28 protein-coding genes are annotated in these 24,831 nt (G+C 67.4%); 17 read left to right on the forward strand and 11 right to left on the reverse strand.

Going from position 1 to position 24,831, the window contains the following annotated elements; translation table 11 throughout:
• The first annotated feature begins 54 nt into the window (after positions 1-54).
• The 9 genes from QM682_RS17620 to QM682_RS17660 all read left to right on the forward strand — a co-directional run bounded on the left by QM682_RS17620 (position 55) and on the right by QM682_RS17660 (position 11,589).
• Positions 55-1,062, forward strand: coding sequence for a hypothetical protein (locus QM682_RS17620; protein WP_415132106.1), 1,008 nt, complete (start codon positions 55-57; stop codon positions 1,060-1,062).
• Positions 1,059-3,266 (forward strand): cellulose biosynthesis cyclic di-GMP-binding regulatory protein BcsB, encoded by a 2,208-nt coding sequence (locus QM682_RS17625; protein ID WP_415132108.1) that lies wholly within the window; start codon positions 1,059-1,061, stop codon positions 3,264-3,266. Before QM682_RS17620 ends, QM682_RS17625 begins: the two co-directional genes overlap by 4 nt.
• Complete coding sequence (locus tag QM682_RS17630) at positions 3,266-4,345, forward strand: glycosyl hydrolase family 8 (protein WP_415132110.1); 1,080 nt, start codon at positions 3,266-3,268, stop codon at positions 4,343-4,345. Before QM682_RS17625 ends, QM682_RS17630 begins: the two co-directional genes overlap by 1 nt.
• The gene (locus tag QM682_RS17635; RefSeq protein ID WP_415132112.1) at positions 4,342-5,688 is read left to right on the forward strand and encodes a hypothetical protein; all 1,347 of its coding nucleotides are present in this window, start codon (positions 4,342-4,344) and stop codon (positions 5,686-5,688) included. The genes QM682_RS17630 and QM682_RS17635 overlap by 4 nt, the downstream gene beginning before the upstream one ends.
• Before the next feature lie 108 nt (positions 5,689-5,796).
• Positions 5,797-7,080, forward strand: a complete 1,284-nt coding sequence (locus QM682_RS17640; RefSeq protein ID WP_415132114.1) for a HAMP domain-containing protein — start codon at positions 5,797-5,799, stop codon at positions 7,078-7,080.
• On the forward strand, positions 6,969-8,012 hold the full coding sequence (locus tag QM682_RS17645; RefSeq protein ID WP_415132159.1) for a response regulator: 1,044 nt from the start codon (positions 6,969-6,971) through the stop codon (positions 8,010-8,012). The genes QM682_RS17640 and QM682_RS17645 overlap by 112 nt, the downstream gene beginning before the upstream one ends.
• A complete protein-coding gene (locus tag QM682_RS17650) occupies positions 8,002-8,847 on the forward strand; it encodes a CheR family methyltransferase (RefSeq protein WP_415132161.1) in 846 nt (281 codons plus the stop codon). Before QM682_RS17645 ends, QM682_RS17650 begins: the two co-directional genes overlap by 11 nt.
• A 9-nt stretch (positions 8,848-8,856) precedes the next feature.
• Entirely contained in the window at positions 8,857-10,185 is a 1,329-nt protein-coding gene (locus tag QM682_RS17655; RefSeq protein WP_415132117.1) for a diguanylate cyclase domain-containing protein, read from the forward strand.
• A 57-nt stretch (positions 10,186-10,242) separates the two neighbouring features.
• On the forward strand, positions 10,243-11,589 hold the full coding sequence (locus QM682_RS17660; protein WP_415132119.1) for a calcium-binding protein: 1,347 nt from the start codon (positions 10,243-10,245) through the stop codon (positions 11,587-11,589).
• Here the strand turns inward: QM682_RS17660 and traF are convergent.
• Positions 11,493-11,834 carry a conjugal transfer protein TraF gene (gene traF / locus QM682_RS17665; protein WP_415132121.1) on the reverse strand — a complete coding sequence of 114 codons (342 nt, stop codon included), beginning with the start codon at positions 11,832-11,834 and terminating at the stop codon, positions 11,493-11,495. The genes QM682_RS17660 and traF overlap by 97 nt on opposite strands.
• 146 nt (positions 11,835-11,980) lie before the next feature.
• Here traF and QM682_RS17670 point away from each other — a divergent pair, with 146 nt between their 5' ends.
• The 3 genes from QM682_RS17670 to QM682_RS17680 all read left to right on the forward strand — a co-directional run bounded on the left by QM682_RS17670 (position 11,981) and on the right by QM682_RS17680 (position 13,217).
• Positions 11,981-12,466, forward strand: coding sequence for a DUF523 domain-containing protein (locus tag QM682_RS17670; RefSeq protein ID WP_415132123.1), 486 nt, complete (start codon positions 11,981-11,983; stop codon positions 12,464-12,466).
• A 97-nt stretch (positions 12,467-12,563) separates the two neighbouring features.
• Positions 12,564-12,809 carry an AbrB/MazE/SpoVT family DNA-binding domain-containing protein gene (locus tag QM682_RS17675; RefSeq protein WP_415132125.1) on the forward strand — a complete coding sequence of 82 codons (246 nt, stop codon included), beginning with the start codon at positions 12,564-12,566 and terminating at the stop codon, positions 12,807-12,809.
• A gap of 3 nt (positions 12,810-12,812) precedes the next feature.
• Entirely contained in the window at positions 12,813-13,217 is a 405-nt protein-coding gene (locus QM682_RS17680) for a type II toxin-antitoxin system VapC family toxin (RefSeq protein ID WP_415132127.1), read from the forward strand.
• A gap of 43 nt (positions 13,218-13,260) precedes the next feature.
• On the opposite strand, the gene QM682_RS17685 is transcribed toward QM682_RS17680, so the two are convergent.
• The 7 genes from QM682_RS17685 to QM682_RS17715 form a co-directional block, all read right to left on the reverse strand.
• Positions 13,261-14,133: a sigma-70 family RNA polymerase sigma factor gene (locus tag QM682_RS17685; protein ID WP_415132129.1), complete on the reverse strand. Its 873-nt coding sequence runs from the start codon at positions 14,131-14,133 to the stop codon at positions 13,261-13,263.
• 32 nt (positions 14,134-14,165) lie between these two features.
• Positions 14,166-14,504: an antibiotic biosynthesis monooxygenase family protein gene (locus QM682_RS17690; RefSeq protein WP_415132131.1), complete on the reverse strand. Its 339-nt coding sequence runs from the start codon at positions 14,502-14,504 to the stop codon at positions 14,166-14,168.
• Positions 14,505-14,995: 491 nt separating this feature from the next.
• Positions 14,996-16,090 (reverse strand): ABC transporter ATP-binding protein, encoded by a 1,095-nt coding sequence (locus tag QM682_RS17695; protein WP_415132133.1) that lies wholly within the window; start codon positions 16,088-16,090, stop codon positions 14,996-14,998.
• Positions 16,090-17,586, reverse strand: coding sequence for an argininosuccinate lyase (argH, locus tag QM682_RS17700; RefSeq protein WP_415132135.1), 1,497 nt, complete (start codon positions 17,584-17,586; stop codon positions 16,090-16,092). The genes QM682_RS17695 and argH overlap by 1 nt, the downstream gene beginning before the upstream one ends.
• A complete protein-coding gene (locus QM682_RS17705; RefSeq protein WP_415132137.1) occupies positions 17,583-18,428 on the reverse strand; it encodes a carbohydrate ABC transporter permease in 846 nt (281 codons plus the stop codon). The genes argH and QM682_RS17705 overlap by 4 nt, the downstream gene beginning before the upstream one ends.
• Position 18,429: 1 nt before the next feature.
• Positions 18,430-19,362, reverse strand: a complete 933-nt coding sequence (locus tag QM682_RS17710) for a carbohydrate ABC transporter permease (RefSeq protein WP_415132139.1) — start codon at positions 19,360-19,362, stop codon at positions 18,430-18,432.
• 63 nt (positions 19,363-19,425) lie between these two features.
• Positions 19,426-20,712 (reverse strand): extracellular solute-binding protein, encoded by a 1,287-nt coding sequence (locus QM682_RS17715; RefSeq protein ID WP_415132141.1) that lies wholly within the window; start codon positions 20,710-20,712, stop codon positions 19,426-19,428.
• A gap of 159 nt (positions 20,713-20,871) precedes the next feature.
• Here QM682_RS17715 and QM682_RS17720 point away from each other — a divergent pair, with 159 nt between their 5' ends.
• Positions 20,872-21,927: a substrate-binding domain-containing protein gene (locus QM682_RS17720; protein ID WP_415132143.1), complete on the forward strand. Its 1,056-nt coding sequence runs from the start codon at positions 20,872-20,874 to the stop codon at positions 21,925-21,927.
• On the opposite strand, the gene QM682_RS17725 is transcribed toward QM682_RS17720, so the two are convergent.
• On the reverse strand, positions 21,914-22,198 hold the full coding sequence (locus QM682_RS17725; protein WP_415132145.1) for a hypothetical protein: 285 nt from the start codon (positions 22,196-22,198) through the stop codon (positions 21,914-21,916). The two genes, QM682_RS17720 and QM682_RS17725, sit on opposite strands and share 14 nt — an antisense overlap.
• An 82-nt stretch (positions 22,199-22,280) precedes the next feature.
• Between QM682_RS17725 and QM682_RS17730 the strand changes: the two genes are divergently transcribed.
• The 4 genes from QM682_RS17730 (at position 22,281) to QM682_RS17745 (ending at position 24,053) form a co-directional block, all read left to right on the forward strand.
• A complete protein-coding gene (locus tag QM682_RS17730; protein ID WP_415132147.1) occupies positions 22,281-22,508 on the forward strand; it encodes an AbrB/MazE/SpoVT family DNA-binding domain-containing protein in 228 nt (75 codons plus the stop codon).
• Positions 22,498-22,896: a PIN domain-containing protein gene (locus tag QM682_RS17735; RefSeq protein WP_415132149.1), complete on the forward strand. Its 399-nt coding sequence runs from the start codon at positions 22,498-22,500 to the stop codon at positions 22,894-22,896. The genes QM682_RS17730 and QM682_RS17735 overlap by 11 nt, the downstream gene beginning before the upstream one ends.
• A gap of 240 nt (positions 22,897-23,136) precedes the next feature.
• Positions 23,137-23,445 (forward strand): DUF1778 domain-containing protein, encoded by a 309-nt coding sequence (locus QM682_RS17740; protein WP_415132151.1) that lies wholly within the window; start codon positions 23,137-23,139, stop codon positions 23,443-23,445.
• Positions 23,445-24,053: a GNAT family N-acetyltransferase gene (locus QM682_RS17745; RefSeq protein ID WP_415132153.1), complete on the forward strand. Its 609-nt coding sequence runs from the start codon at positions 23,445-23,447 to the stop codon at positions 24,051-24,053. The genes QM682_RS17740 and QM682_RS17745 overlap by 1 nt, the downstream gene beginning before the upstream one ends.
• Positions 24,054-24,102: 49 nt before the next feature.
• Here the strand turns inward: QM682_RS17745 and QM682_RS17750 are convergent, their stop codons facing one another.
• Positions 24,103-24,297: a DUF1127 domain-containing protein gene (locus tag QM682_RS17750; protein ID WP_415132155.1), complete on the reverse strand. Its 195-nt coding sequence runs from the start codon at positions 24,295-24,297 to the stop codon at positions 24,103-24,105.
• Positions 24,298-24,618: 321 nt separating this feature from the next.
• Positions 24,619-24,831: transposase domain-containing protein (locus QM682_RS17755; RefSeq protein ID WP_415132157.1), on the reverse strand; the 213-nt coding region annotated here is incomplete at its 5' end.

Below are 24,831 nucleotides of genomic sequence, written 5' to 3' on the forward strand. Positions count from 1 at the left end.
TGAACTTCATGTCGCAGGCAGTTCGCAGATTGCCACCGAAACGGTGAAAAGGATGTGCTGGCCTATATGGCGGTCGTGCTGCTGGTGCAGAGCGCGGTCTTTTCGCGCTATCGCTGGCCGCTGATCTCGGAGGTCTACGAGATCGCGCAGGCGCCCTATCTAGCGCGCGCCATCATCCGCACCATGCTGCGCCCGCGCGAGGCCAAGTTCAACGTCACCGCCAAGGACGAGACCCTGGCCGAGGACTATATCTCGCCCATCCATGGCCCGCTGCTGGGGCTGTTCCTGCTGGTGCTGGCCGGGGTGGTGGCGCTGGTGGCACGCTGGATCGCCTTTCCGGGCGACCGCAGCGTGCTGTCGGTCGTGGGCGTCTGGGCGGTGATCAACCTGCTGCTGGTCTCGCTGTCGCTGCGGGCGGTGTCGGAAAAGCAGCAGCGCCGTGCCGCGCCGCGCGTGTTCCTGCGCCTGCCTGCCAGCGCCAACTGGGCCGGATCGGGCAGCACGCCTGTGCAGGCGACGGTGCTGGATGTCTCGACCAGCGGCGCGAGCCTGCGGCTGGAACATGCCCCGCGCGGCATCGGCAGCGTCATGGTGCGCCAGGGCGACGAGATCAGCTTCCGCCCGGTATTCGCCAATGCCCCGCATCTGGAACAAGACGTGCGCGCGGTGGTGCTGGCGCTGTCCAGCAAGGCGGGCGAGGGCACCACGCTGGGGCTGCGGCTGGTCGGCGACCAGCCCGTCGCGGTGCAGGAGGCCGTGGCGCAGATGATCTTCGGCGATAGCGAGGTCTGGCGCGCGCAGCGCGAGGCGACCCGACAGGGCAAGGGGCTGATCGCCGGGCTGGCCTATGTGATCGGGCTGACGCTAGCCTCGATTCCCCGGACGGCCAGAGATTACCTGCGCGAACCGGAGCGGCGGCGGCGGGTGGCCTCGAACGCGCATCGCAGCGCCCGGCCGGCGCATCTGATGGCATTTGGCGCCGATTTCGACGCGGTCGAGCATCGCAGCCAGTCGATGCCCGTCCCGATCGAGGATTTCATCGAGATCGAGGCCCGCGGATGAGCCCGCCGCGCCTTGTCCCCCTGCTGGCCGCTCTGCTGTCGCCCCTGGCCGCGCCGGCGCAGGAGATCGTTCTGCCCGCGCCTGCCGCAGAGGCGGCCGCTGAAGCCGCTCCTGCCGCGGGCTCGCCGCCCGCCGCCGTGATCGGGGTCGCGCCCGCGATCCGCGACGGCGCGGCCGAATCCGTGCCCTCCGGCCCCGACCCGGCGCGGCTGTCGGGCCTGTCGCCTTTGGCCTTACTGCCCGAGGGCACGCGCATGGGCGCGAGTCTGCCGCAGCCCGGCATCCTGCGCCTGACCGGCGAAGTGGCGGCGATCACCCTGGCGCTGGACCTGCCCGAGGATGCGCCACTGCCGCAAGGTCTGCGGCTGGCCCTGCGCTCGGCCATAAACGTCCTGCCGGAAACCGCGCTGATGCAGGTCGCGGTGAACGATGCCGCGCCGCTGGACCTGCCGCTGCGGAATTTCGGCGATTTCCGGCCGGTGGACCTTCCCGCCGCTGGGCTGGTCGCGGGGCCGAACCGCATCCGCATCGCGTTGCGCCAGCCGCATCGCATCTTTTGCGGCCCCGATGCCAGTTTCGGCGTCTGGACCGAGCTGGACCTGGCCCGCAGCGGCGCGGTGCTGGCGGGCTCGGTGCCAGCCGCCTCGGCCGAGGGCTTCGCGAGGGCATTGGCGCAGCAGGTCCGCAGTGGTCTACCGCTGACCGTCCTTGCCGATGCCGAAGCCGATCCGGCCGCCCTGCGCGGGCTGACCGACGCCTTGGGCAAGGCCATGCTGGGCCAGGCATTTCTCCAGATCCGCAGCCCCTATGACATGGGCGCGCGCGCGGGGATTTCCGTCATGCTGGCCGGGGCGGCCCGGCCCGGCCTGTCCTATCGGCTGGACGGGCGCGGCGCGCCTGTGATGGTTGTGGCCCAGGCCGGCGGCCGCCTGCCCGACATGTCCGAGGCCATGCGGGCGATCACGCTGCCCGCCTCGGATGCCGGTGCCGCCCTGCCGCTGCCTCCCGGCCAACCCGTGACTCTGGCGCAACTGGGTCAGGGCGACATCGTCGGCAACACGCATTATTTCCGCCAGGATATTCGCTTCCTGCTGCCCGGCGACTGGCTGCTGCTGGCCAACCAGAAAGCGCGGCTGGATCTGCATTACGGCCATGCCGACAACCTGCCCCAAGGCGCGATCCTGCTGGTCAAGGTGAACGACCGGACCGTGCGCCTGCTGCCGCTGGACCGCGACGGCGGCAAGCTGCTGGAGCCGCTGAAGGTCGGTTTCGCCGCCAGGCTGCTGCATCCTGGCGAGAACCGGCTGAGCTTCGAGATGATGGTGCCGGGAAACCCGCCCGACATCGCCTGTCCGCCGCTCAAGACCGACATGCTGGTGATCGCGCGGGACAGCAGCCTGACGGTGCCGAACGCGCCCGCGATGCGGCTGCCGGGCCTGTCCGAGCCGCTGGCCGGGCTGACGGCGGCGGGCGTCCGGCCCGATCCGCAGGCTGCGCAGCCGGCGCGGATGCGGCTGGCCGCGATTCAGCTTGCCGCCAGCCTGCGCCCGGCGGCGCAGCCCGATCCGGCGGCCTCCCTGCTGGTCACGGATTTCAGCGCCATGCCCGGCGCGCTGGCCGACGTGTCGCAGCGCGCCCTGCAGCAGGCGCTGTTTCCCGCCCACGCGCCTGAGACGGCCGCCGCGTCCGCGCCGGCCTTCCGCCTGACCGAGGCCGAAGCCCCCGCTGCCCGGCCCTCCTCCTCCTGGTCTCCGTTGGCCTGGCTGGACCGGCAGCGCGAACGGCTGCGGAACTCGGCTTTCCTCGCCTCGGGGGAAAGCCTGTCCGACTGGCTGGAGGGGCGGAGGGGCGACGCGCTGCTGATCGGCATGGACCGTGACCAGCCGCAGGCGCTGGCGCTGATCCTGGGGCCGGAGGCGCAGATGCGCGGCATGGCGCGGGCGCTGGCGGCGCTGCGCGACGGCGGTCAGGGCCATGGCGGCGCGGCGCTGCTGTCCAACGATGGCGGCTGGCAGCTTTGGACCCCGGTGCGGATGCCGCGCCTGGAGGGGCCGGTGACGGCTGCCAACCTGTTCCCGATCCTGGGTAACTACGCTTCGTGGTCGCCCCTGCTGTTCGCCTGCGCACTGCTGGGTCTCGGCATCCTGTCGGTCCTGCCGGCGCTGGCGGTGGTGCTGATCTATCGCAAGAGGAGGCTGCGCTGATGCGGCGACGGACGCTTCTGTCGGGATTTGCGGCGGCGGCAATGCTGGCGCGCGGGCGACCCGCGCGGGCGCAGGAACATCCGCTGGCGGCCTCGTGGCAGGCGTGGAAGGCGCTCTGCCTGTCCGAGGACGGGCGGGTGGTGGACGGCTTCCAGAAGGCCGCCAGCCATTCCGAGGGGCAGGGCTATGGCTTGGCGCTGGCCGCGATCTTTGACGACCGCGCAGCCTTCGACGCGATCCTGGACTGGACCCAGCGCAACCTCGCCATCCGCGACGACACGCTGCTGGCCTGGCGCTGGCAGCCTGACGCCAGGCCTCAGGTGCCCGACCACAACAATGCCGCAGATGGCGACCTGTTCCACGCCTGGGCGCTGGTCCTGGCCGCCGCGCGCCAGAGCCGCCCGGACCTGGCCGAGCGGGCCGAGGCCGTGACGCGCGACCTGCTGCGGCTTTGCACCGCGCCGCATCCGGCGGGCGACGGCAGCCTGCTGTTCCTGCCTGGCGCGGCCGGGTTTCGCAGCGCCGAGCAGGTGGTGGTCAATCCGTCCTATTACATGCCGCGCGCGATGCGCGAACTGGCCGAGGCGACCGGGCAACCGCAACTGCGGCAACTGGCCGAGGACGGCGCGCGGCTGATCGATCGGCTGGCGGCGGCCGGGCCGGTGCCCGATTGGGTGGCCTTCACGGCGGCGGGGCAGGCCCCCGTGCCCGTGGGCTTTTCGCGCAACTCGGGATATGAGGCGATCCGCGTGCCGCTGTTCGCGCTGTGGTCGGGGCAGGCGGCCTCGCCAGCGGTCCGGGCCTTCGCGCGGGCGGCGGTCCGGGCCGCGCCCGGCGGTCTCTATCCCGTGGTCTTCGACCCCGCCACCGGCGCAGTGCTGGAAAGCAGCGCCCATGCCGGATACGGCGCCGTCGCCGCGCTGGCGGCTTGCGCAAGTGGCGAGGTTTCGGCGGACGGGGCGTCGGTCGGCTCGGCGATGCGGCCCTTTGCCAAGGACCAGCCCTATTATCCGGCCACCCTGCACCTGATGGCGCTGGTGGCCCAGGTCTCACAATTCCCGGAATGCGTGCCGATATGATCAGAACCCTGCTTTTCGCCGCCGCGCTGATGGCCGCCCAGACCGGGGCGGCATCGGCGCAGGCCGCGCCGCCCGCCGACGAACTGCTGGCGCTGACGCTCTACGTCCAGCAGGACGAGGAGGCGGCGATCCAGGCCGAGCTGCGCCGCCTGCGGCTGAAATATCCGCAATGGGCGCCGCCCTCGGACCTGAGCCGACTGGCGGCGGACGACGCGGCCCCGCAGGCCCTGATCGCGCAGTTCCAGCGCCAGCTTGCGGCGGGCCGGATCGATCAGGCGCGCGAGACCCTGGCCCAGGCCCGGCGCGACAATCCGGGCTGGACGCTGCCGCCTGACATGGCGGCGCAGCTGGAAACCGCCGAGGGCCAGCAGGCGCTGGACCAGGCGATCGCAGGCGGTGATGTCGCGGCGGCGCGCAGCATGGCGGCGCGAACGCCGGGCCTGCTGCGCTGCGACCGCATCAACAACGCCTGGCGCATCGCCGAGGGGCAGGCCGCCGCCGGGGCAAGGGCCGATGCGCTGGCGACCTATCGCGCCGTGCTGGGGGCCTGCACCGATCCGGGCGAGTTGGTCTCGACGCTGGAAAAGGCCGATGTGGCGGCTAGCGAAGCCGATCTGCGCGGCATGGCGGCGCAACTTTCGGGCCGCTTCCCGGCCGAGGCCGGGCGCTTTGACGCGGCGCTGGCGCGCCTGCTGGCTGGACGGGGCGTCGCGCCCCCCGCCAAGGCCCCGGCCGAGGCCGGGAAGCCGGCGCGGCGGGCTGCGGCCCAGCCCACCGCGCGCGGCATCCGCCAGGCGCGTGCAGCCCCGGCGCACGCGCCTCGGGGGGAAAGCCCGGCGCAATGCGCGGCCCGCACTGCCGGCGCGCGGGCGGCGGGGACGGTGCTGAAACGGGGCTGGTGCGTCTATGACCTCGACCGGACCATGGACGCGATGGCCGATTTCAAGGCCGTGCTGGCGGCACGGCCGAATGCCGACCAGCGCCGCGATGCGCAATACGGCTTGGCCCTGTCCTATCTGAAGCTGGGGATGAGCGAGCCTGCCGCGCAGATCGCCGCCACCGCCGATTTCGACCACCGTCAGCGCGTCGATGTCGAGCGCCAGATCCTGGACCAGCGCGGCGTCGCCGCCTACGAGCAGCGCCGCTATCGCGAGGCCATCCGCTATTTCGACGCCATCGAGCAGATCACCGGCGCGTTGCGCCGCGACCTGGCGATGCTGCGGGCCTATGCCTATCTGAACGCCGGCAGTCAGCCCCGCGCCTTGGCCGAGTTCCGCCGCCTGAACGCCCAGCTTTCCACCGCCGAAAGCCGGCGCGGCCTGCGGGCGGCGTCGGGGGGGTGAGCCCCCCGGCCGCCCCGCCTTTCGTTGTTTCCTCGTATCCCGTTTCGACATGAACATTCCCGGCCGGGCCACGCGCCCCGCCGCCGACCCACGGACGGAGAAACCATCGTGAACCGGCGCCTCCAAAGCCTGTCGCTCAGCCTGCAATTCGCGCTGGTGATGCTGTCCTTCGTCCTGATCGTGGGCATGATCAGCGCCTTCGGTTATTTCGCCGTCCGCTCGCTGACAGCGGCGCAGGACAAGGTGCGCGACGTGACCGTCGGGCTGAATGCGATCGAGACGACCGAGCGCGCCATGCTGGCCCGCGAGATCGGCCTGATCCAGGCGCTGATCGTCCGAACTCCGCAGGGGCGCGACGTGTTCGACCAGGCCAATCGGGATGTGGATCTGGCCTTGCAGGCGCTGCTGGCGCTGCCCGCGCCCAATGCCCAGTCGTTGACCGATGCCATCGCGATCCAGACCGCCAGCGCGCAATGGCTGGATGGGCAGGCGCTGCCGGTGCTGGCGCGTGCCTTCGACAAGGGCGTCCGGCCGGGCCCGCTGCTGGCCGGCTATCTGGCGCGGTCGCCGCTGGGCGGCTCGACCCAGATCGCGGCCGAGTCGTTCTCGCGGCTCAAGGCCCTGGTCGGGCATCTGTTGAAGGACGCCCGGCTGGAACGGGATCAGGCGCTGAAGCGGCTTCACAATATGACCGCCGCCGCCGGGCTGGTGATCATGCTGGCGGCGCTGGCCGCCTTTGCCATCCTGCATCGCCGCATCAGCCATCCGCTGCGCCTGCTGGCCACGGCCATGTGGCGGCTGTCGCAGGACGACCGCGATGTGCCCGTTCCCTATCAGGACCGCCATGACGAGATCGGGGCGATGGGCCGCTCGTTGCTGGTGTTTCGCAACCTGGCCGTGGCGCGGGCCGAGGATCTGGAGGTGCGGGGCGCCTTGACGCGGTTGTCGGCGGCGGTACAGGCGCAGGACAACCTGCGGGGCTTCGCCCAGGCGGCGCTGAGCGCACTGGCGCGCGAGCTTGGCGCGGACGTCGCGGTGTTCTTTTCGCATGACCCGGCGCGCGACAAGCTGTGGCGCTTTGCTACCTATGGCTATCGTGCCGAGGAAGGCATGCCGAATTCCTATGCTATGGGCGAGGGGCTGGTCGGGCAGGTCGCCCGCGACCGCCGGGTGCGCGTCCTTTCCGCGCTGCCGGACGGTTACCTCAAGGTCCATTCCGGCACCGGCGAGGGGCAGCCCCGGCTACCGGCATTGGCATCCCGGCCGGAAAGCTGGACGCGATCTTCCAGCCCTTCGAGCAGGTCGATGGCAGCACGCATCGCCAATTCGGCGGCACCGGGCTGGGCCTGGCGATTTCGCGCCAGCTGGCGGCGCTGCTGGGCGGCGGGCTGACGGTGGAAAGCACGCCGGGGCGGGGCTCGGTCTTTCGACTGACGATCCCCTTGGGGAGCGGGGCCGAGGCGCCGGCTGTGCCCGTCCCGGTTCCCGCCGGCCCCGCGCGGCCCCGGCGCGGCAAGGGCCGCCGCGTCCTGGTGGTCGAGGATGATGCGGGGATGCAGAAGGCGCTGCTGCAACTGATGACCCGCGCCGGGATCGAGCCGCACCCGGTCATGACCGCCGAGGAGGCGCTGGACCTGTGCCAGGCGCAGGAATTCGACTGCATGATCCTGGACATCGGTCTGCCGGGCCTGTCGGGCCTCGAGTTGTTGGACCGGCTGGCGCGGGCGGGCCGGACCATGCCCGTCGTGGTCTATTCGGCCCGCGACATTCAGCCCGACGAGCATCTGCGCCTGCGCAGCCATACCGACGGCATCGTGCTGAAGGGCGAGCAGTCCGAAACGCGGTTGCTGGACGAGGTCGAGACCTTCCTGGCCGCCGCGCCCGAGGTCGTGCATCCGCCCGCGCCGCTGCTCGTCGCCCCGGCCCAGGACGATGGCGCGCCGCTGGGCTGCAAGCTGCTGCTGGCCGATGACGACATGCGCAACATCTACGCGCTGGCCAAGGTGCTGCGGGCGCGCGGCTGCGAGGTGGTGCTGGCGCAGGACGGGCGCAAGGCCATGGCCGAGCTGAAGGCGCATCCCGACATCCAGATCGTGCTGATGGACATGATGATGCCGGACATGGACGGATACGAGGCGATGCAGGCCATCCGGGCGGGCGGCGCGGCCTGGGCGGAGTTGCCGATCATCGCGCTGACCGCGCGGGCGATGAAGGACGACCGCGACCGCTGCATTGCGGCCGGGGCCTCGGACTACATGACCAAGCCGGTGGACATGCCGGCGCTTCTGACCAAGATCCGGGCGCAGCTTGACCATGCCGCTTGAGACCACCGCCTTCGCCGAATGGTTCCATCGCGACTTCGGCCATGATTTCCGCCAGTATCGGCGGATGGCGTTGGGCCGGCGGCTGCATCATCTTTGCGCCGGGCTGCAACTGGACGGGCTTGCCGCGCTGCGCGACTGGCTTGCCGACGACCCGACCCGCGTCGGCCATGTAGTGGACCAGATCTGCGTCTCGGTCAGCGAGCTGTTCCGAGAGCCGGGCACGCTGGCCGATCTGCGCCGGCTGGTCCTGCCGCAGTTGCGCAGCTTTCCGGTCGTCACCGTCTGGCATGCCGGCTGCGCGGCCGGGCAGGAGGCGTATTCCATGGCGATCCTGCTGGACGAGGCCGGGCTGCTGCCGCACTGCCGCATCTTCGCCAGTGACATCTCGGCCACGGCGCTGGCCCAGGCGGCGCGCGGTCTGCTGCCCGCGACCCAGATCCGGGACGCCGAGCCGCGCTATCTGGCCGGCGGCGGCGCGGGCGGCCTTGCCCGGCATTTCGTGGCCGAGGGCGGGCAGATGCGGCTGGATCCGCGGCTGATGTCCCATATCAGCTTCGTGCGCCACAACCTGGCCGCCGACGCGGTGTTCTGCGAGGCGAACCTGATCCTGTGCTGCAATGTGCTGATCTATTTCGAGCGCCCGCTGCAACGCCGTGCCCTGGGACTGTTTGCGGATTCGCTGGCGCGGGGCGGGCATCTGTGCCTGGGCCGGCGCGAGACGCCGATCAGCGCCGGCGACCGCTTCGCGCCGCTGGCGGACAGCCGCTGGATCTATCGGCCGACGGCGCAGGCGTGCCCGGCGCTTCCCCCTCCTCCCGACCTTCCGAGCAGATGAGAGGATGCCATGACCAAGTCCCTTCCGACCGATCCGGCCCGCGCCGACCGCCCCCGCATCCTGATCGTGGACGACATCTCCGCCAACCTGACCGCCATGCGCGTCCTGCTGCGCCGCCTGGACGCCGAGATCGTCGCCGCGCAATCGGGCAACGAGGCGCTGTCGCTGGCGCTGGACCACAACTTCGCGTTGGTGCTGCTGGATGTGCAGATGCCCGGCATGGACGGGTTCGAGGTCGCATCGCTGCTGCGCGACAACCCATTCTCGGCCGAGACGCCGATCATCTTCATGACCGCCTCGAACACGGACGAACTGAGCCAGCTGCGGGGATATGATTCCGGGGCCATCGACTATATCGGCAAGCCGATCAACGAAAGCATCCTGCTGTCCAAGGTCGGGCTGTTCCTGGAGCTTTACCGCAGCCGCCAGCAATTGGTGCAGGCGCTGGCCCAGGTCCACGAGCAGCGCCAGATCCTGCGCGCCACCTTCGACGCGGTCAGCGACGGCATCATCGCCACCGACAATCACGGCCAGGTGTCCTGGATGAACCCGGCGGCCGAGCGCATGACCGGCTGGAGCAGTTCGGCCGAGCGGACACTGGCCCAGGTCATGGCGCTGGAGACGGCCGAGGGCGAAAGCCTCAGTCCCGACCTGTTCAACTGGCCCGCCGCCGCCCCAACCTCGCAGGTGCTGATGGGCACGCGCGTGGGCGGCAAGCTGCCGATCAGCAGTTCGGCCGCCGTGGTGCGCGACACCGACGGCCAGCCGATGGGCGGGGTCGTCGTGTTCCAGGACGCGACGCAGGCCTATGCCCGTCACCTGGCCATGCAGGGCGAGGCCGAGACCGACCCGCTGACCGGGCTTCTGAACCGCGCCGGCTTCAACAGGCGGTTGCAGGCCATGCTGGCCGTCCGGGACGGCGCGCGGAGCGACCTGGCGCTGCTGTTCGGCGACCTGGACAAGTTCAAGCCGGTCAACGACAATTTCGGCCATGCCGCCGGCGATCTGGTGCTGCGCGAGGTCGCCGCCCGTCTGGGCCGCTGCATGCGCGAGTCGGATGTCTCGGCCCGCTGGGCGGGGGACGAATTCGCCGTGCTGATGCGCTGCGAGGACATGCAGGAGGCCGAGCGGATGGCCCGCCGCCTGACCGAGGCGGTGCGCCAGCCCATTGATGTGGGCAAGGGCGGCATCGCGGTCTCGGTCGGGATCAGCATCGGCATCTCGATGGCCAGCGCCGCGCATTGGGATCCGGCAGAGTTGCTCCACCAGGCCGACCGGCTGCTTTACCGCAAGAAGGAAGGTCGCCTGCCCGGCGAGCCGGCGCTGGTGCGGCGATGACTTGCAATCCCCCCCGCGCGTTCATCACTTGCAAGATACAATCTAAAGGTGTAACCGATGGCAAGGATCACGCTGCGCGGCGGCGCGATACGGAACATGACGTGGATCGACTGGTCGCAGGTGCTGGGATTTGCCATGGTCGAACGCTCGGCCACGGCGCTGCGTCTGTTCGACGGCGCCTCGGACCAGGCGCTGCTGGCCGGCCAGGGCCTGGCCTATGGCGGCGCGGGGCCGGGCGGACTGCGCGCTGGCAGCCTGCATCGGATCGACATCACCCGCGCCGGCCAGGCTATCTTCGAGGCGGCGGGGCTGGCGCTGTCGGCGGCGGCGCTGGCCGAGGCCTATGCGAGCTCGGATGACGGGGCGGTCACGCGGCTGATCATGGCCGGGAACGACCTGCTGCGAGGAACCGACCTGGCCGAGACGCTGGCCGGCTATGCCGGCGCCGACACGATCCAAGGCATGGGCGGTGCCGACAAGATCTTCGGCGGCTTCGGCGCGGACCGGCTGCTGGGCGGGGCCGGGGCCGATACCCTGCTGGGCGAGGTGGGCCATGACCAGCTTTTTGGGGGGGCCGGCTATGACACGCTTTACGGGGATGCCGGCAACGACACTCTGTTGGGCGAGGCGGGCCATGACGGGCTTTACGGCGGCGATGGCGATGATCGGCTGCTGGGCGGGCCGGGCAATGACAGCCTTTACGCCGGCAATGGCAACGACCTGGCCTGGGGCGGCGATGGCGCCGACCGGCTCTATGGCGAGGCGGGCACGGATAGCTTGACTGGCGGGGCGGGCAAAGACACGCTTTACGGCGGCACCGGCAATGACAGCCTGGATGGTGGCCCCGGCGACGACACGCTTTACGGTGAGGCGGGCGACGATCTGCTGGCCGGCGGTGCGGGCGATGACTGGCTGGGCGGCGGCGCGGGCAATGACCGCTTGCAGGGCGGTCCCGGCAATGACCGGCTTTACGGCGAGGCAGGCGCCGACCGGCTGGACGGCGGCTGGGGCAATGACCAGCTTTTCGGTGGCGCGGGCAACGACCGGCTGATCGGCGGCCTGGGCGCCGACAGCCTTTATGGCGGCGCGGGGGCGGACCTGTTCGTTTTTGCCGACCTGGCCGATTCGACGCCGCGCGCCCGCGACTATATCGACGATTTCACCCGCGCGGATGGCGACCGGATCGACCTTTCCGCCATCGACGCGAACAGCCTGGCGGATGGCGGCCAGGATTTCACCTATATCGGCAATCGCGCCTTCGGCGGCCATGCGGGCGAGTTGCGCTGGCTGCGCACCGCGGATGCCACCTATGTGCAGGCGGATGTGGACGGCGACGGCGTGGCCGACATGGCGATCCGGATCGGCAAGTCCATCGACCTGAGCGCCTGGGATTTCCTGCTGTGAGCATCGGGGCCTTGGTTCAGCGAAGCGCCTGGGTCATCTCGAAGGCGTTCTGCACGGCCGCGCCATGGGCCGTATTGTCGTAGATCGTCCAACTGGCCGGTATCGACGGCGGCTTCGGGAAAGAGCGGATGGAAGGAGCCGTCGGCGCTGGCCACGATCACCTTGATGCCGAAGCTTTCGCGCATGCGGGCGACGATCTCGAGCTGCGGCGTGCGGAGGCCGCAACGGGCCGGATCCTCGACCACGACTATGAAGCCGAGATTGGCGGCGGCTTAGCTTGACGGCTTGAGGTTCCACGGCAGCAGGTTGTCGAGACGGCTTTGTGGATAGCCGCTGACGAAGGCGGTGAGCGTGGCCTTGAGGTAAGGGGGTAGGAAATATCGGGTCAGCTATGAGCAAGATTCTGGTCAGCGCCTGCCTTCTTGGTCGCCCTGTGCGGGACAACGGCTCCGCGAGGCCGCTGGTGCATCCCCTCATGGCTCAATGGCGGACCGAAGGGCGCCTCGTTTCGATCCGCCCGGAGCTGACGGCTGGATTCAGCGTGCCGCGCCCTCCGGCCGAGATTGCGGACGGCCAGTCCGGCGCAACGGTTCTTGCCGGGATCGCCCGCGTCATCGAGGCAACGGGCCGGGATGTGACCGACCAATATGTTGCCGGTGCCCATGCGGCCCTGGCGCTGGCCCGTGAACATGGATGCAGATTTGCGCTGCTGGTCGATGGCAGTCCGACATGCGGCAGCGGTCTCATCTACGACGGTGCCTTCGCAGGCAGGAAGCACGCGGGCGCAGGTGTGACGGCTGCGCTTTTGCCCCAGCATGGCATCGAGGTCTTCACGGAAGCCGGGATCGAGGCGCTGGCAGGCCGTCTGTCCCAGTAAGACGGTCTTGGCAATGGCAGACAGCGATCCTGCCCCCGCCACATCATTGCCATCCCGGATGCCCGGTATTACATTACGAGTAATACAGGAGTGCATCATGCGCATCACCAGCAAAGGCCAGGTCACCATCCCGCAGGCGATCCGCGAGCAGGCGGGCTTTCTGCCCGGCACCGAGCTTGAATTCACCATCGGCGACGATGGGGTCGTGCGCGTCCTTCGCCGCCGCGAGCAACCGGACAACCCCGCGCTCTCCGCAGCCATCGCGCGGCTGCGTGGCAGGGCGGACACCGGCATGACAACCGAAAGCATCATGGCTCTGACCCGTGGTGCGGATGAGCACTGAGGGATGTCGCGTGTTCTGGTCGATGCCAATATTCTGATCGACATCGCGACCGACGATCCGAACTGGGGCAGGTGGTCGGCCGGCGCCCTGGAACATGCGGGTCGGGGGCGGCAATTGGTGATCAACCCCCTGATCTATGCTGAGGTTTCAGTTGCGTTCAGCCGTATCGAAGACCTTGACCAGCTTCTGCCATCCGGCCTGTTCCAGCGCGAGGATCTGCCCTGGGAAGCGGGCTTTCTGGCTGGAAAGGCTTATCTGGGCTACAGGCGCCGGGGCGGCGCGCGAACCTCGCCCCTGCCGGATTTCTACATCGGCGCCCATGCGGCGGTTCGCGATTACGCGCTGCTGACAAGGGATGCTGCACGCTATGCGACCTATTTCCCGACGGTGCCGCTGATCACGCCCTGACGCTGCCTGACCGTTGGCCCGCCTGGCATCAAACGCTGCGCATCTACTGGACAGGCACGCCGTTCAGATGCCGCAGCTTGTCCGGATTGCGAGTGATGTAGATCGCGGCGATCCTGTCCCCCTCGACCTGAAGCGCGGTCGTCTGCACGATCCCGCCGCCCTCGACAGTGACGAAGCCGGGCAAGCCGTCGATCATCGCATGGCGGATCAGAAGCGATGGCGTGGCCGTGAACTCCTGCGCAAGCTCGGCGTGCCGCGCCATAACCGCTGCGATCCCCACAAGCGGGCGCGGCGAGGCGGGCACCTTGCCGCCGCCATCGGTGGAGGCCGTCACGTCCTCGGTCAGCAGTGAACGCAGCGCCTGCATGTCGCCGCTTCGAGAGGCGGTGAAGAAGGCGGCGGCGATCTCCTGCCCGTGTTCCTTCGAGACCGGAAAGCGCGGGCGGGCGGCCTGAACATGCGCGCGGGCACGGGTGGCAAGCTTGCGGCAGGCGGCCGTCTCGCGGTCGATGGCGGCGGCAACATCATCGAAACCCATCCCGAAGACATCGTGCAACAGAAAAGCCGCCCGCTCCAGCGGCGAGAGCCGTTCCAGCGCCAGCATCAGCGGCAGCGTGATGTCGTCGATGGAGTCCGGCTCATCCGGGCTGAGGATGGGTTCCGGCAACCACGGCCCGATATAGGTTTCGCGCCTGCGCCGAGCCGATTGCAGTTCATTCAGGCAAAGCCGGGTCACGATGGTGCGCAGCAAGGCCGCAGGCTGGCGAACCGTGTCGCGGTCGGTCGCCAGCCAACGGAGCCAGGCATCCTGGACGACATCCTCGGCATCGGCAACCGAGCCCAGCATCCGATAGGCAAGCCGAACCAGACGCGGACGCAGATCCGCGAACACCGGATCTGACGGGGTGTCGTTCATATTCCTGGCCCCACGATCCTGCCCCCTGCGGATTATCCGGCGTGAACCGCTGTGACACCGTAAAGGCTCGGCTCGACCGAAAGCGCGAGCCCCGCGAATACCTTCAGCTGCTGCTGGGTTTCGGGCTTCTTCATGAACCCTTCGAAATGCTCCTTCGAGGCCCATTGGGCATAGTTGACCACCTTCTGGCCATCAAGGCTGCTGTGAATGCAAACCGAGATGAAGCCCGGCTGATGCCGGATGGTGCTCTCGGTGGCCTCCGACAGTGCTTTCGCAAGATCCGCCTGCTTGCCAGGCTCAACCTTATAGACATTGATCAGCGTCAGGCAGGGGGCCCGCGGATCGATTGTCGCGGTGCTTCTGGTCGTCATCTTCAACTCCTGTGCAACTTGGTCGCAAAGGAGATGACAAACCACGGCATCAGAATGTGACATGGCGGGAAAATAAAGCCGTTTGCCGGGGCGCGGCGCTGCACGATCCGAGTCCGCGATTCAGCCGCTCATCGCCCAGATCGCACCCGGCAGTTTCCGTTTCCACCCAGCTTTGCCCCATGCTCGCACCTCATGCGTTGTCGGCAAACCATGTTTCGTCGTGGCGCCCATGGCTCGCCCGGGAAGGATCATGACGGGTTGGCGTCGCTGGTATCATCCGTTCTGCGCAAGGATCCCTTTACCGGCATGGTCCCTCGCCATGGCGCTCGAACCAATGGCGCTCCAATAGCAACCGCACAAGATCGGCGAAGACCGCAGCAAGCGTCCGTGATGCCCTGCGAACGCTTACATTGGTTTCGCAATCTTGCGGCCAGGAAAGATGCCATCAGGCTAATATGCATTAGCCTGATGGCATCGGACCCGAAAGGCGGCTAGGCGATCAGCTTTTCCGTTTCGCGGTCGAAATAGCGGATGCTGTCCAGATCCGCCTTGAAGCTGGCGGCATCGCCGGGGCGATAGCTGGCCGAAGCGGGGGCACGGGCGATCACGCTGCCCGAGGGCAGGTCGAGATGCACGAAGGTCTCGGACCCGTGCGGCTCGGCCACGCGGACGGTGCCGTGCAGCACCAGCGCCGCGTCGGTCGCGCCCGCATCCGCCGGGGTCAGGTCCTGCGGCCGGACGCCAAGGGCCACGCGCGGCGAGGATGCCTTGCGCGCCGGGGCCGGCAGGGCATCGGCGGCCAGCACGACCTTGCCGGCATTCGCGCCGAAAGTCAGCCCGTCGCCCGTCAGTTCGGCATCCAGCATGTTCATCTCGGGGCTGCCGATGAAGCGGGCGGTGAACATGTCGGCAGGGCGGTTGTAGAGGTCCATCGGCGCGCCGACCTGAAGGATACGGCCGTCCTTCATCACCACGATGCGGTCGGCCATGGACATGGCCTCGACCTGATCATGGGTCACGAAGACGATGGTGCTGCCCAGGCGCTGGTGCAACTGCTTGATCTCCAGCCGCATCTGGCCGCGAAGCTGGGCATCCAGGTTCGACAGCGGCTCGTCGAACAGGAAGACCTGAGGATCGCGCACCATGGCGCGGCCGATGGCGACGCGCTGGCGCTGGCCGCCCGACAGCGCGGCGGGGCGGCGCTCCAGCAGATGCGACAGGCCCAGGGCCTTGCCGACCTCTTGCACGCGGGCATCCCTTTCGGCCTTGGACAGTTTCGAGTTGTAAAGCCCGAAGCCGATATTCTGATGCACCGTCATATGCGGATAGATCGCATAGTTCTGGAACACCATGGCGATGTTGCGCTGCTTGGGCTCCATGTGGTTGACCACGCGGTCGCCGATCTTCAGCGTGCCGCCCGAGATGCTTTCCAGCCCGGCGATCATGCGCAGCGTCGTCGATTTGCCGCAGCCCGAGGGGCCGACCAGCACCACGAATTCGCCATCGGCGATGTCCAGGTCGATGCCGTGGACGGCGGTGGCAGCGCCGTAGTTCTTGACGATCTTGTCGAGGGTAATGCTGGCCATCATGCTCCTCCCGTGAGCGTGTTGAAGGATTGTTCAAGGGCCGCCGCCGCCGCGCGGGTCTGCGCGGCGCGGGCGGCGGCCCGGTCCGCAAGCGCCTGCAATTCGGCCCGGTAGCCCGCCAGCGCCGGTTGCAGCGCCGAGGGCGCGGGACCGCCGAAGCGGTCGCGCACGGCGACGAACTGCGCGGGCGAAGTGGCGTGGGCAAAGGCCGCCGCGTCCATCTCGGGCGGATTGCCGGTCGCCGCCTGATAGGCCGCGCGGAAATGCGGATAGCCCTCGGCGGACAGATCCTGCCCCGCCGCCACCACCGCGCCCGAGACCTCGGAGGCGATCTCATGCGCGGTGCGGAAGGGCAGCCCGCCCTCGCGCACCAGCACGTCTGCAAGCTCGGTCACGGTGGCGCAGGACAGGCGCAGGTTGCGCGCCACATGCGCCGGATCGACCCGCAGCGCCGCCATCACCCGCCCGAACAGGCCCAGCACGCGCAGGGCGGTGTCAAACGCCTGATGGCCGAACTCCTGCGTTTCCCCTTCGCTGTCGTTCATGTCGGTGAAGGGGGTGTTGTGCAGGATGTCCAGCACCGCATTGCTGCGCGCCCAGACCTGGCTGGTCAGGTGGCGCAGATGCTCGATGGCGACCGGGTTGCGCTTTTGCGGCATGATCGAGGAAATCTGCACCAGCCCGCCCGGCAGGCGGATCTGGCCGACCTCGAAGCTGCTCCAGAATTGCAGGTCCTGGACCGGGCGGCCCAGATGCAGGAACAGCAGCGACAGCGCCGAATAGGTAGATGAGATGTAATCCACCGTGGCGATGCAGCCGTAGGAATTCTGCAAGGGCGCCGCGAAGCCCAGAAGCCGGGCCACGCGATGGCGGTCGGTCGGAAAGCCGGTGGTGGTGATCGCCGCCGCGCCCAGGGGGCAGCGGTCCACCACATCCAGCGCGGCCTCCAACCGGGCCAGGTCGCGCAGCAGCACCTCGGCCACGGCGGACAGGTAATGGCCCAGCGTGGTCGGCTGCGCGGGCTGGCCGTGGGTATAAGCCACGATCAGCGTCTCGGCCTCGCGCGTGGCGGTGTCCAGAAGCTGGGCCAGCGCCGCGCGCGCCTCGGCCAGCGCCGCCTCGATCCGGGGTTTCAGCCCCAGCCGGAACAGCGTGTGGTCGATGTCGTTGCGCGACCGCGCGGTATGCAGCCGCCCGCCCAGATCGGGACCGATCCTGGCCTTCAGCGCCTTTTCCATGGCGAAGAAGAAATCCTCGACATCGTTGGTATAGCGCATGGCGGCGGGATCGGTCTTGGCCCAGACGGCGCGGAGGCCGTCGGCGATGGCGCCGGCCTGCGCGGGCGTCAGGATGCCGGTCTCGGCCAGCATCACCAGATGCGCCTTGTCCACCTGGCGCAGCGCATCGGCATGGCCCAGGCGCGCGCCGTCGAACAGCGGCACCAGCACCGTGTCGCGATAGACCGGATCGGGGAAGGTGTCGGAAACGATGGTCATCCCTTCACCCCCGCCAGCATCACGCCGCGCACGATATAGCGTTGGAAGAACAAGAAGATCAGCAGGGTCGGGATGGTAGACAGCGCCGCCCCGGTCATGATCATCTCCCATTGGATCGACTGCTCGACGGCAAAGCTGGAAAGCCCGACCGGCAGCGTATAAAGATCGCGGTCGGTGGTGACGATCAGCGGCCAGAAGAAGGCGGTCCAGTTGCCGAGGAAGGTAAAGATCGCCAGCGCCGACAACGCCGGGCTGACCAGCGGCATCGCGATCTTCCACCAGATGGTGAATTCGTTCAGCCCGTCGATCCGGGCTGCTTCCAGGAAGTCGTTCGGCACCGTCTCGAAGGACTGGCGCATCAGGAACACGCCGAAGGCCGTCATCAGGCCGGGGAACATGATGCCCCAATAGGTGTCGGTCCAGCCCAGGCTGCTGGACATCAGATACCAGGGGATCACCAGCATCTCGGTCGGGATCATCAGCGTCGAAAGGATCGCGAAGAAGATCAGCTTGCGGCCCGGAAACTGGAACTTGGCCAGCGTATAGGCGACGAGGCTGTCGAAGAACAGGCACGAGGCCGTGGTGACCACCGCGATCAGGGTCGAGTTCAGGAACCAGCCGACGAAGCGGCCGTCCGACAGCACGCGGACATAGTTCTCCAGCGTCGGGTTGGCCGGGATCAGCCGCAGGTCGAAGACCTCGCCCGCCGTTTTCAGCGAGGTCGAGAACATGAAGAACAGCGGCGTGATCATGATGACCCCGCCGATGAACAGGCAGGTCCAGGCGATGACAGGGCCGGGGCGGATGCCACGCGGGGCGGCCGGGGTTGTGGTCTGGCTCATCTCAGCGACTCCGCAGGATCCATAGCTGGATCATGGTGATGACCAGCAGGATGGTGAACAGAACGACGGTCTGCGCCGCGGCATAGCCCATCTGGTATGAGGTGAAGGCCGTCTGATAGATCATCAGCACCAGGGGCTTGGTGGTGTTCAGCGGCCCGCCGGGATCGTTGCTGGTCATGTTGTAGACCTGATCGAAGATCCGCAGGAACCCGATGGACGAGAACACGACAAGGAACACCGTGGTCGGCTTCAGCAGCGGCAGGGTGATCTTGCGCAGGATGGTGCCCTCGCTCAGGCCATCGACGCGCGCGGCCTCGTAATAGGTCGTGGGGATCGCCCGCAGCCCGGCCAGGAAGATGATGATCTGAAAGCCCAGGCCCGCCCAGATCGCCGTGACCATGATCGCGGGCAGCGCCTGGTCGGTCGAGCGCAGGAAGGGCTGCGCCTCGAATCCCAGCATGCCGATGAAGCTGTTGATGATGCCGATGGGCGGGGGCTGGTAGAACAGCCGCCAGACCCAGGCCATCGCGGCCGCCGTGGTCAGGAAGGGCAGGAAGTAAAGCGCCCGGATCGTGCCGTGCATGAAGCGCACGCGGTCCAGGTAATAGGCGATCATGAATGAGATCAGGATGCTGATCGGCGTGCCGATCAGAAGATAGGCGAAGGTATTGCGGAAGACCTGCCAGAACAGCGGGTCGGACAGCATGATGCGATAGTTCTCAAGGCCGATGAAATTGGCCTCGTTCAGCAGGTCCCAATCGGTCAGGGACAGCCAGAAGGCTTGCAGCGTGGGATAGAAGCGCACGACGCTGAAGAACAGGATCGGGACGGCAAGGAAGGCCCATGCCCAGACGATCTGCTTGGTCGTGACCGACAGCCTGTCCCACAGGCGCGGGGAACCCGTCCCTCCGCCATGCTGGTCGGATGGTGTCATGATGTGATCCTAAAGCTTGAAACCGCAGAGGGCCCCGGCCAGGCGTGGCCGAGGCCGGACGGGTCATTTCGCGAAATGCTTGTCCAGCAGCGCCTGCTCGGCCTTGGCGGCCTCGGCCAGCGATTCCGCCGGAGCCTGGCCTTGCAGAAGCACGCGGTTCACCATGTCGATGGCGACCTGGCGCTGCGCCGCCTCATCGACGAAGCGCGTGGTCTGCGAATAGTCCAGCGCGCGGACGAAGGGGCCGAAGACCGGATCGGCCAGGTTCGCCTCGGTCATGGCGACGGCCTTGCGGGCGGGCAGTTCGCCGACTTCCTTCTGCCACAGCTCCATCGCGGCTGGCGACGAGATATAGGCCAGGAACTTCTTGGACGCCTCCAGTTCCTCGCCCTTGGCCGAGGAGCCGATGCCGTTGGCGAAATAGCTGGCATAGTTCGAGCGCGTGCCGTCCGCCGCTGCCGGCAGTTCGGTCACGCCCCATTCGAAGGCGCTGATCGTGCCATAGCTGGCCAGACGGAATGTGCCGTCCACCACCATCGCGGCAAGCCCGGCGCGGAAAGCGGCCTGGCCTTCGTCCATGAACCCCTCCTTGCCGACCTTGTATTCGGTTTGCAGGTCCAGGTAATAGTCCAGCGCCTTCAGCCCGGCCTCGCTGTCATAGGTGACGGTCTTGCCGTCCTCGGAATAGGGGGCGCCGCCATATTGCGCGGTCAGGATCGTGCGCCACCAGTGATGGTCCTGCCGGGCGATGTCCAGCGCGATCCCGGCCTGGATCAGGTTGCCGCCATTGTCGTGCTTGGCGGTCTTCTGCGCCACCTCGACCAGTTCGTCCAGGGTCTTGGGCGGCTCGGTCACGCCGGCCTGCTCAAACAGCTTCTTGTTATAGAACAGGGCCATGGTCCGCACCGCCGTGGGCAGGGCGTAATACTGGCCGTCACGCTTCATCGCGCCGACGATGGGGAAGAAATCCGCCTCGATCGCGGCTGCGGGGAAGGCGTCCTGCGGCAGCGGCTGAAGGATGCCGCCATCGACGAAGTTGTCGATCCAGCCATAGAAAAGCTGCACCACGTCCGGCCCCCGGCCCGCCGCATGGGCGGCCACGACGCGGGTCTGGTAATCCGCATAGGGGAAGGTGACTTGCTTGACCTTGATGTCGGGATTTTCCTTCTCGAAAGCGTCGATCAGGGCGTCCATCGCCTTCACGCGGGAATCGAACACATATTGCCAATATTCGATCCGCACATCCGCCGAGGCGAGCGAGGGGGCAAGCGCCGTGGCGGATGCCAGCGCGGCCACGGCGGCAAGACGCCGAAGCGAGGTTCCGGCGCGGGCCGGAAGGGTGATGTCCATGGGTCTCCTCCCAGAGATTTCGTTCAGCACAAGCGCTTGCATAGAACACACAAGCGCTTGTGTAAATGGAATTGACACTTTGCCGATTGACCGGATTCCTGCCGGGATTTACACGAAAATCAGGAAATCCACCCGTGCAAGCGCAGGGAAAAATCGCTCATGACGCAGCAGACGAATCAGGGTCGCGGGGTAGGGCTGAAGACGGTTGCGCGGGAATTGGGCCTGTCGGAATCGACCATCAGCCGCGCGCTGCGCAATCACCCCTCGATTCCCCCGGCCACGCGGGAACGGGTGGCGGCGACCGCCAAGCGCCTGGGATATGCCCCGAATGCCCGCGCGCGCGGCCTGGCGATCGGCCGGACCGAGGCGATCGGGCTGGTCTTTCCCCTTGAACGCCTGCGCCTGGTGCAGACGAATTTCGTCGATGTCCTCAGCGGCATCAGCGACGTGGTGACCGAACGCGGCTACAACCTGCTGCTGTCGCCCTTTCGCGACGGGGACGAGGCCGCGGTCCTGCGCCGGCTGGCGACCTCGCGCATGGTCGATGGGCTGATCATCACCCGGCCGCTGGTGCATGATCCGCGGATCAGGCTACTGGCCGAAACCGGCATCCCCTTCGTCGTGCATGGCCGCAGCGACACGGATATCCCATACTCCTACGTCGATGTGGACAATTTCGAGATCTTCCGGCGCCTGACCGAGGTATTGCTGGACTATGGCCACAGGCGGATCGCGGTCCTTAATTCCTATGCACGGTTCCGCTATTCCGCCGCACGCGAAGCGGGCCATCGCGCGGCGATGGAAAGCCGCCACGTCCCCGTCGATCCCGATCTGGCGCTGGAAACCGCGATGACCGAAGAGGACGGGCTGAAATTCGGCACCCTGCTGCTGTCTCGGCCCGAACCGCCGACGGCGATCATCTGCGGCTCGATCTTTCTGGCAAAGGGGGTGTATCGCGCCGCAGCGGAATCCGGCCTGGAAATCGGCAGGGATCTGAGCGTCGTGGCGCATGACGATCAGTTGCGGGGCCTGTCATCTGCGGATTTCTCGCCGCCGCTGACCGCGACGCAGCGATCCGTGGAAATGGCGGGCCGCAGGCTGGCCGAGATCCTGATCGACCGGATCGAGGGCAAGTCGGGCGACGCCCCCGTCGGCGAGGTATCCCAGCCCGATCTGATCCTGAGAGCGTCGGTGGGGCGCCCTATATTGGTGTGATGGTTTTGGATCGCTTGTTGGTCATTCTAAACTCCGTTTCCTGGATATGGCGGCATCCGCGCAACTCACCCTTCGGCAGATGGATCCCGGTCAGGTCGCAGGTGTCCTCGACCATATCAAGCCGTCCTGCCGCAGGTGGGGCGGCCTTGCCGGATCCAGGAAAATCGGCGCCGACTTCGTCGCCAGGAATCGTTCTCCTTGCTTCGGGATACTCGTGCGCGGCATGCGTGGCGCGGAAGCGGGCCAGATCATTCAGGTTGCCGGCGGGCACGCGACCGCTCCAGCAGACTTGAAGGACGCCAGCGAAAGATATACATATACAAAGCGTATATCCTTTGCGGGAGGCCAGGCTCATGCAGATCGCGAAATGGGGCAACTCGCTGGCTGTCCGGCTGCCCGCCGCACTCGTGCGCGAACTCGGGCTGAAGGCCGGTGATGAAATCGAGTTGCATCCCGCCGAAAAGGGCTTTGCCGTGCATCGCAGGCCCTCGGCCGAGGATGTGCTTGCCGATCTGCGCCGGTTTCGCGGGCGGCTGCCCGCCACGGAAAGAATGAGCCGCGACAACGCGAATGCGCGCTGATTTCTTCGACACCAATATCGTCCTCTACCTGCTCGACGACGGCCCGAAAGCCGAGATTGCGGCCGGCCTGTTGGCGGATGGCGGCGTGATCAGCGTCCAGGTGCTGAACGAGGCCCTGGTCAACTGCATCAGGAAGGCCGGGATGTCCTGGCGGGAGGCCGGTGATTTCCTCGCGGGTGTGTGCAATCTGTGCGAGGTGATCGATCTTTCGGCGAGGATCCATGACGTGGGCCTGGCTGTCGGCGAAAGATACGGGTTCTCGGTCTATGACGCGATGATCGTCTCGGCCGCCCTGACCAGCGGCTGCGAACGGCTCTATACCGAAGATCTCCAGCACGGCCAGCTGATCGAGGGCAGGCTTCGGATCGTCAATCCCTTTCGGCAGTGATCCGCACCATTCTGCCACTCGGCCAGCTTGCCCTTGCTGACAATGCGGGTTCAGGCGCGTATCCTGGCTGCGAAGGCCTTGCGATGACGACATTGCATTGCCTTTTTCATTTCAGGGGCCTTCCCGTGAGCACAAGTCCCCATTTTCCCGATATTCGAGGCCCATTTGCCGTCCTTCACTTGATGGCCGTGGCGGAACCGCTTCGGACGCCTGGCTTATTTCGACAAGCCAGAGATCGCCATGTTCAGCTTTCACGACAACGCACGCCGGATCGATGAGCGCAACGAGGCGCGGATGAATTTCCGCACCAAGCCGTGCATCAAAAGCGCGATCCAGCAGGCTGCGGCCCTGTCGGGCGTGGATGATTCCGCCTTTACCATGAACGCGGCCGATCAGGCCGCGCTTGCCACCATCGCGGCGCATGAGCGCACGCCCCTGCATCCGGTCGATCGCGCGGCCTTTTTCGCGGCGCTCGATACGCCGCCCGCTCCGACAGAGGCCCTGAAAGCCGCCTTTCGCCGGCACCGGGAAACCATCGCCTCGAAATAATGGCCTCCGCAGCGCCTGTCGGCTTCGTCATCGAGCCGTTCCACCCGTCACGCCATGATCGGACGGGTTTTGCCTACGGCATCAAGCAGGTCGACAACTATTTCCGCAAGACGGCGAACAAGCTTGCCAAAGCGGACAATGTCCGGCTTTTCGGCATGGCCGACCCAGAGGGGCAGGTGATCGGCTTCTACGCGATCAATACCCATGCGGTTCAATACGACGAACTGCCGACGCGCTATGCCCGCAGCCGTCCGTCTCATGGCAACATCCCGGCGGCCTATATCTCGATGATGGGTCGCGACCGGAAGTTCCAGGGCGGCGGCTATGGCGGCGATCTGCTGGTCGATGCATTGCGCCGCATCGCAAATGCCGCCGACATGGTCGGGATCGCCGTCGTCATGCTCGACGTTCTCGACTGCGGCGATCCCGAGCGGGTCGCCCGGCGAAAGGCGCTCTACGAGGCTTATGGGTTCACGGCTCTGCCCTCGAACCCGTTGAGAATGTTTCTGCCCCTCGCGATCGTGCGGACGATCCTGGCGGAGGAAGCAGGGGACCGATCATCTTCGGCGGATACCGCTGATCCGGGCTTCCCGACCCCGCGCGCATGAAAAAACCCCGCAGCACCGCCACGGGGTCCGTCCATCAAGGGCGACCGCCTCAGAGGCCGCGGGCGACATGCTCGATATCGGCACGGGTCAGGCCGATATCGTTCAACTCGCGATCCGTCAGCGCGTTCAGTTCACGGCGGGTGACGCGGGCGTCGTTCCAGGCGGCGATCATCGCGGTCACGCGAGCGAACACCCCACCAAAGCCGGCGGCAGCATGGTTATGGCTCATTGCGACAGCGGACATCTCGGCACCTTTATCATCTTGCCCAATCATCGGGCTTGTTTCGGACAAGGCGGATATAGGCTGGGCAAACTCTGGACAGTAGGCATGTTTCGGCAAAGCCGTCATGCATTCTGCGCCGCAGCATGACGATCGAGCTTCGCGATTTCCGCCTGAACGGCCAGGCAGCACATTGTCGGCGGCGGATTGATCGCCCCGCCTGCCTGACTGGCCGATCGCAGGATGCTACCCGCGCTCCGGTGCTTGGTTCCGGTCCTTTGCCGACATGCCGCCACGGAGCACGAGGATGTGCCCCGCGAACCTGGTAACCGTCCGGTCTGACCGCTACGCGCGCCATTTCCATGGCAGCGGGTCATCGATCCGATTGATTGTGTAGTCGTGGATGCTGTCGAGGGTGTCGGCAAGCCAGGCGTGGGGATCGACGGCATTGAGCTTGGCCGTCTCGATCAGGGTCATGGCGCGGGCCAGTGTTTGCGCGCGGGTGGGCCGCAGCGCGCGCTCGGCCGAGTTGCTATCGGGCATGTTGATGGCGGCGCC

Origin of the sequence: Paracoccus sp. (in: a-proteobacteria) (genome assembly GCF_047605025.1) — a bacterium.
Taxonomy (GTDB): Bacteria; Pseudomonadota; Alphaproteobacteria; order Rhodobacterales; family Rhodobacteraceae; genus Paracoccus.

Excerpts from the sequence above, each read along its gene's own strand:
- QM682_RS17695 (WP_415132133.1), bottom strand. The coding sequence starts at position 16,090 with ATGGCCAGCATTACCCTCGACAAGATCGTCAAGAACTACGGCGCTGCC.
- QM682_RS17675 (WP_415132125.1), top strand. The coding sequence starts at position 12,564 with ATGCGCATCACCAGCAAAGGCCAGGTCACCATCCCGCAGGCGATCCGC.
- QM682_RS17630 (WP_415132110.1), top strand. The coding sequence starts at position 3,266 with ATGCGGCGACGGACGCTTCTGTCGGGATTTGCGGCGGCGGCAATGCTG.
- QM682_RS17655 (WP_415132117.1), top strand. The coding sequence starts at position 8,857 with ATGACCAAGTCCCTTCCGACCGATCCGGCCCGCGCCGACCGCCCCCGC.
- QM682_RS17660 (WP_415132119.1), top strand. The coding sequence starts at position 10,243 with ATGGCAAGGATCACGCTGCGCGGCGGCGCGATACGGAACATGACGTGG.
- QM682_RS17735 (WP_415132149.1), top strand. The coding sequence starts at position 22,498 with ATGCGCGCTGATTTCTTCGACACCAATATCGTCCTCTACCTGCTCGAC.
- QM682_RS17710 (WP_415132139.1), bottom strand. The coding sequence starts at position 19,362 with ATGACACCATCCGACCAGCATGGCGGAGGGACGGGTTCCCCGCGCCTG.
- QM682_RS17705 (WP_415132137.1), bottom strand. The coding sequence starts at position 18,428 with ATGAGCCAGACCACAACCCCGGCCGCCCCGCGTGGCATCCGCCCCGGC.
- argH (WP_415132135.1), bottom strand. The coding sequence starts at position 17,586 with ATGACCATCGTTTCCGACACCTTCCCCGATCCGGTCTATCGCGACACG.
- QM682_RS17635 (WP_415132112.1), top strand. The coding sequence starts at position 4,342 with ATGATCAGAACCCTGCTTTTCGCCGCCGCGCTGATGGCCGCCCAGACC.
- QM682_RS17720 (WP_415132143.1), top strand. The coding sequence starts at position 20,872 with ATGACGCAGCAGACGAATCAGGGTCGCGGGGTAGGGCTGAAGACGGTT.
- QM682_RS17745 (WP_415132153.1), top strand. The coding sequence starts at position 23,445 with ATGGCCTCCGCAGCGCCTGTCGGCTTCGTCATCGAGCCGTTCCACCCG.
- QM682_RS17715 (WP_415132141.1), bottom strand. The coding sequence starts at position 20,712 with ATGGACATCACCCTTCCGGCCCGCGCCGGAACCTCGCTTCGGCGTCTT.
- QM682_RS17680 (WP_415132127.1), top strand. The coding sequence starts at position 12,813 with ATGTCGCGTGTTCTGGTCGATGCCAATATTCTGATCGACATCGCGACC.
- QM682_RS17685 (WP_415132129.1), bottom strand. The coding sequence starts at position 14,133 with ATGAACGACACCCCGTCAGATCCGGTGTTCGCGGATCTGCGTCCGCGT.
- QM682_RS17740 (WP_415132151.1), top strand. The coding sequence starts at position 23,137 with ATGTTCAGCTTTCACGACAACGCACGCCGGATCGATGAGCGCAACGAG.
- QM682_RS17670 (WP_415132123.1), top strand. The coding sequence starts at position 11,981 with ATGAGCAAGATTCTGGTCAGCGCCTGCCTTCTTGGTCGCCCTGTGCGG.
- QM682_RS17730 (WP_415132147.1), top strand. The coding sequence starts at position 22,281 with ATGCAGATCGCGAAATGGGGCAACTCGCTGGCTGTCCGGCTGCCCGCC.
- QM682_RS17650 (WP_415132161.1), top strand. The coding sequence starts at position 8,002 with ATGCCGCTTGAGACCACCGCCTTCGCCGAATGGTTCCATCGCGACTTC.
- QM682_RS17625 (WP_415132108.1), top strand. The coding sequence starts at position 1,059 with ATGAGCCCGCCGCGCCTTGTCCCCCTGCTGGCCGCTCTGCTGTCGCCC.
- QM682_RS17690 (WP_415132131.1), bottom strand. The coding sequence starts at position 14,504 with ATGACGACCAGAAGCACCGCGACAATCGATCCGCGGGCCCCCTGCCTG.
- QM682_RS17750 (WP_415132155.1), bottom strand. The coding sequence starts at position 24,297 with ATGTCCGCTGTCGCAATGAGCCATAACCATGCTGCCGCCGGCTTTGGT.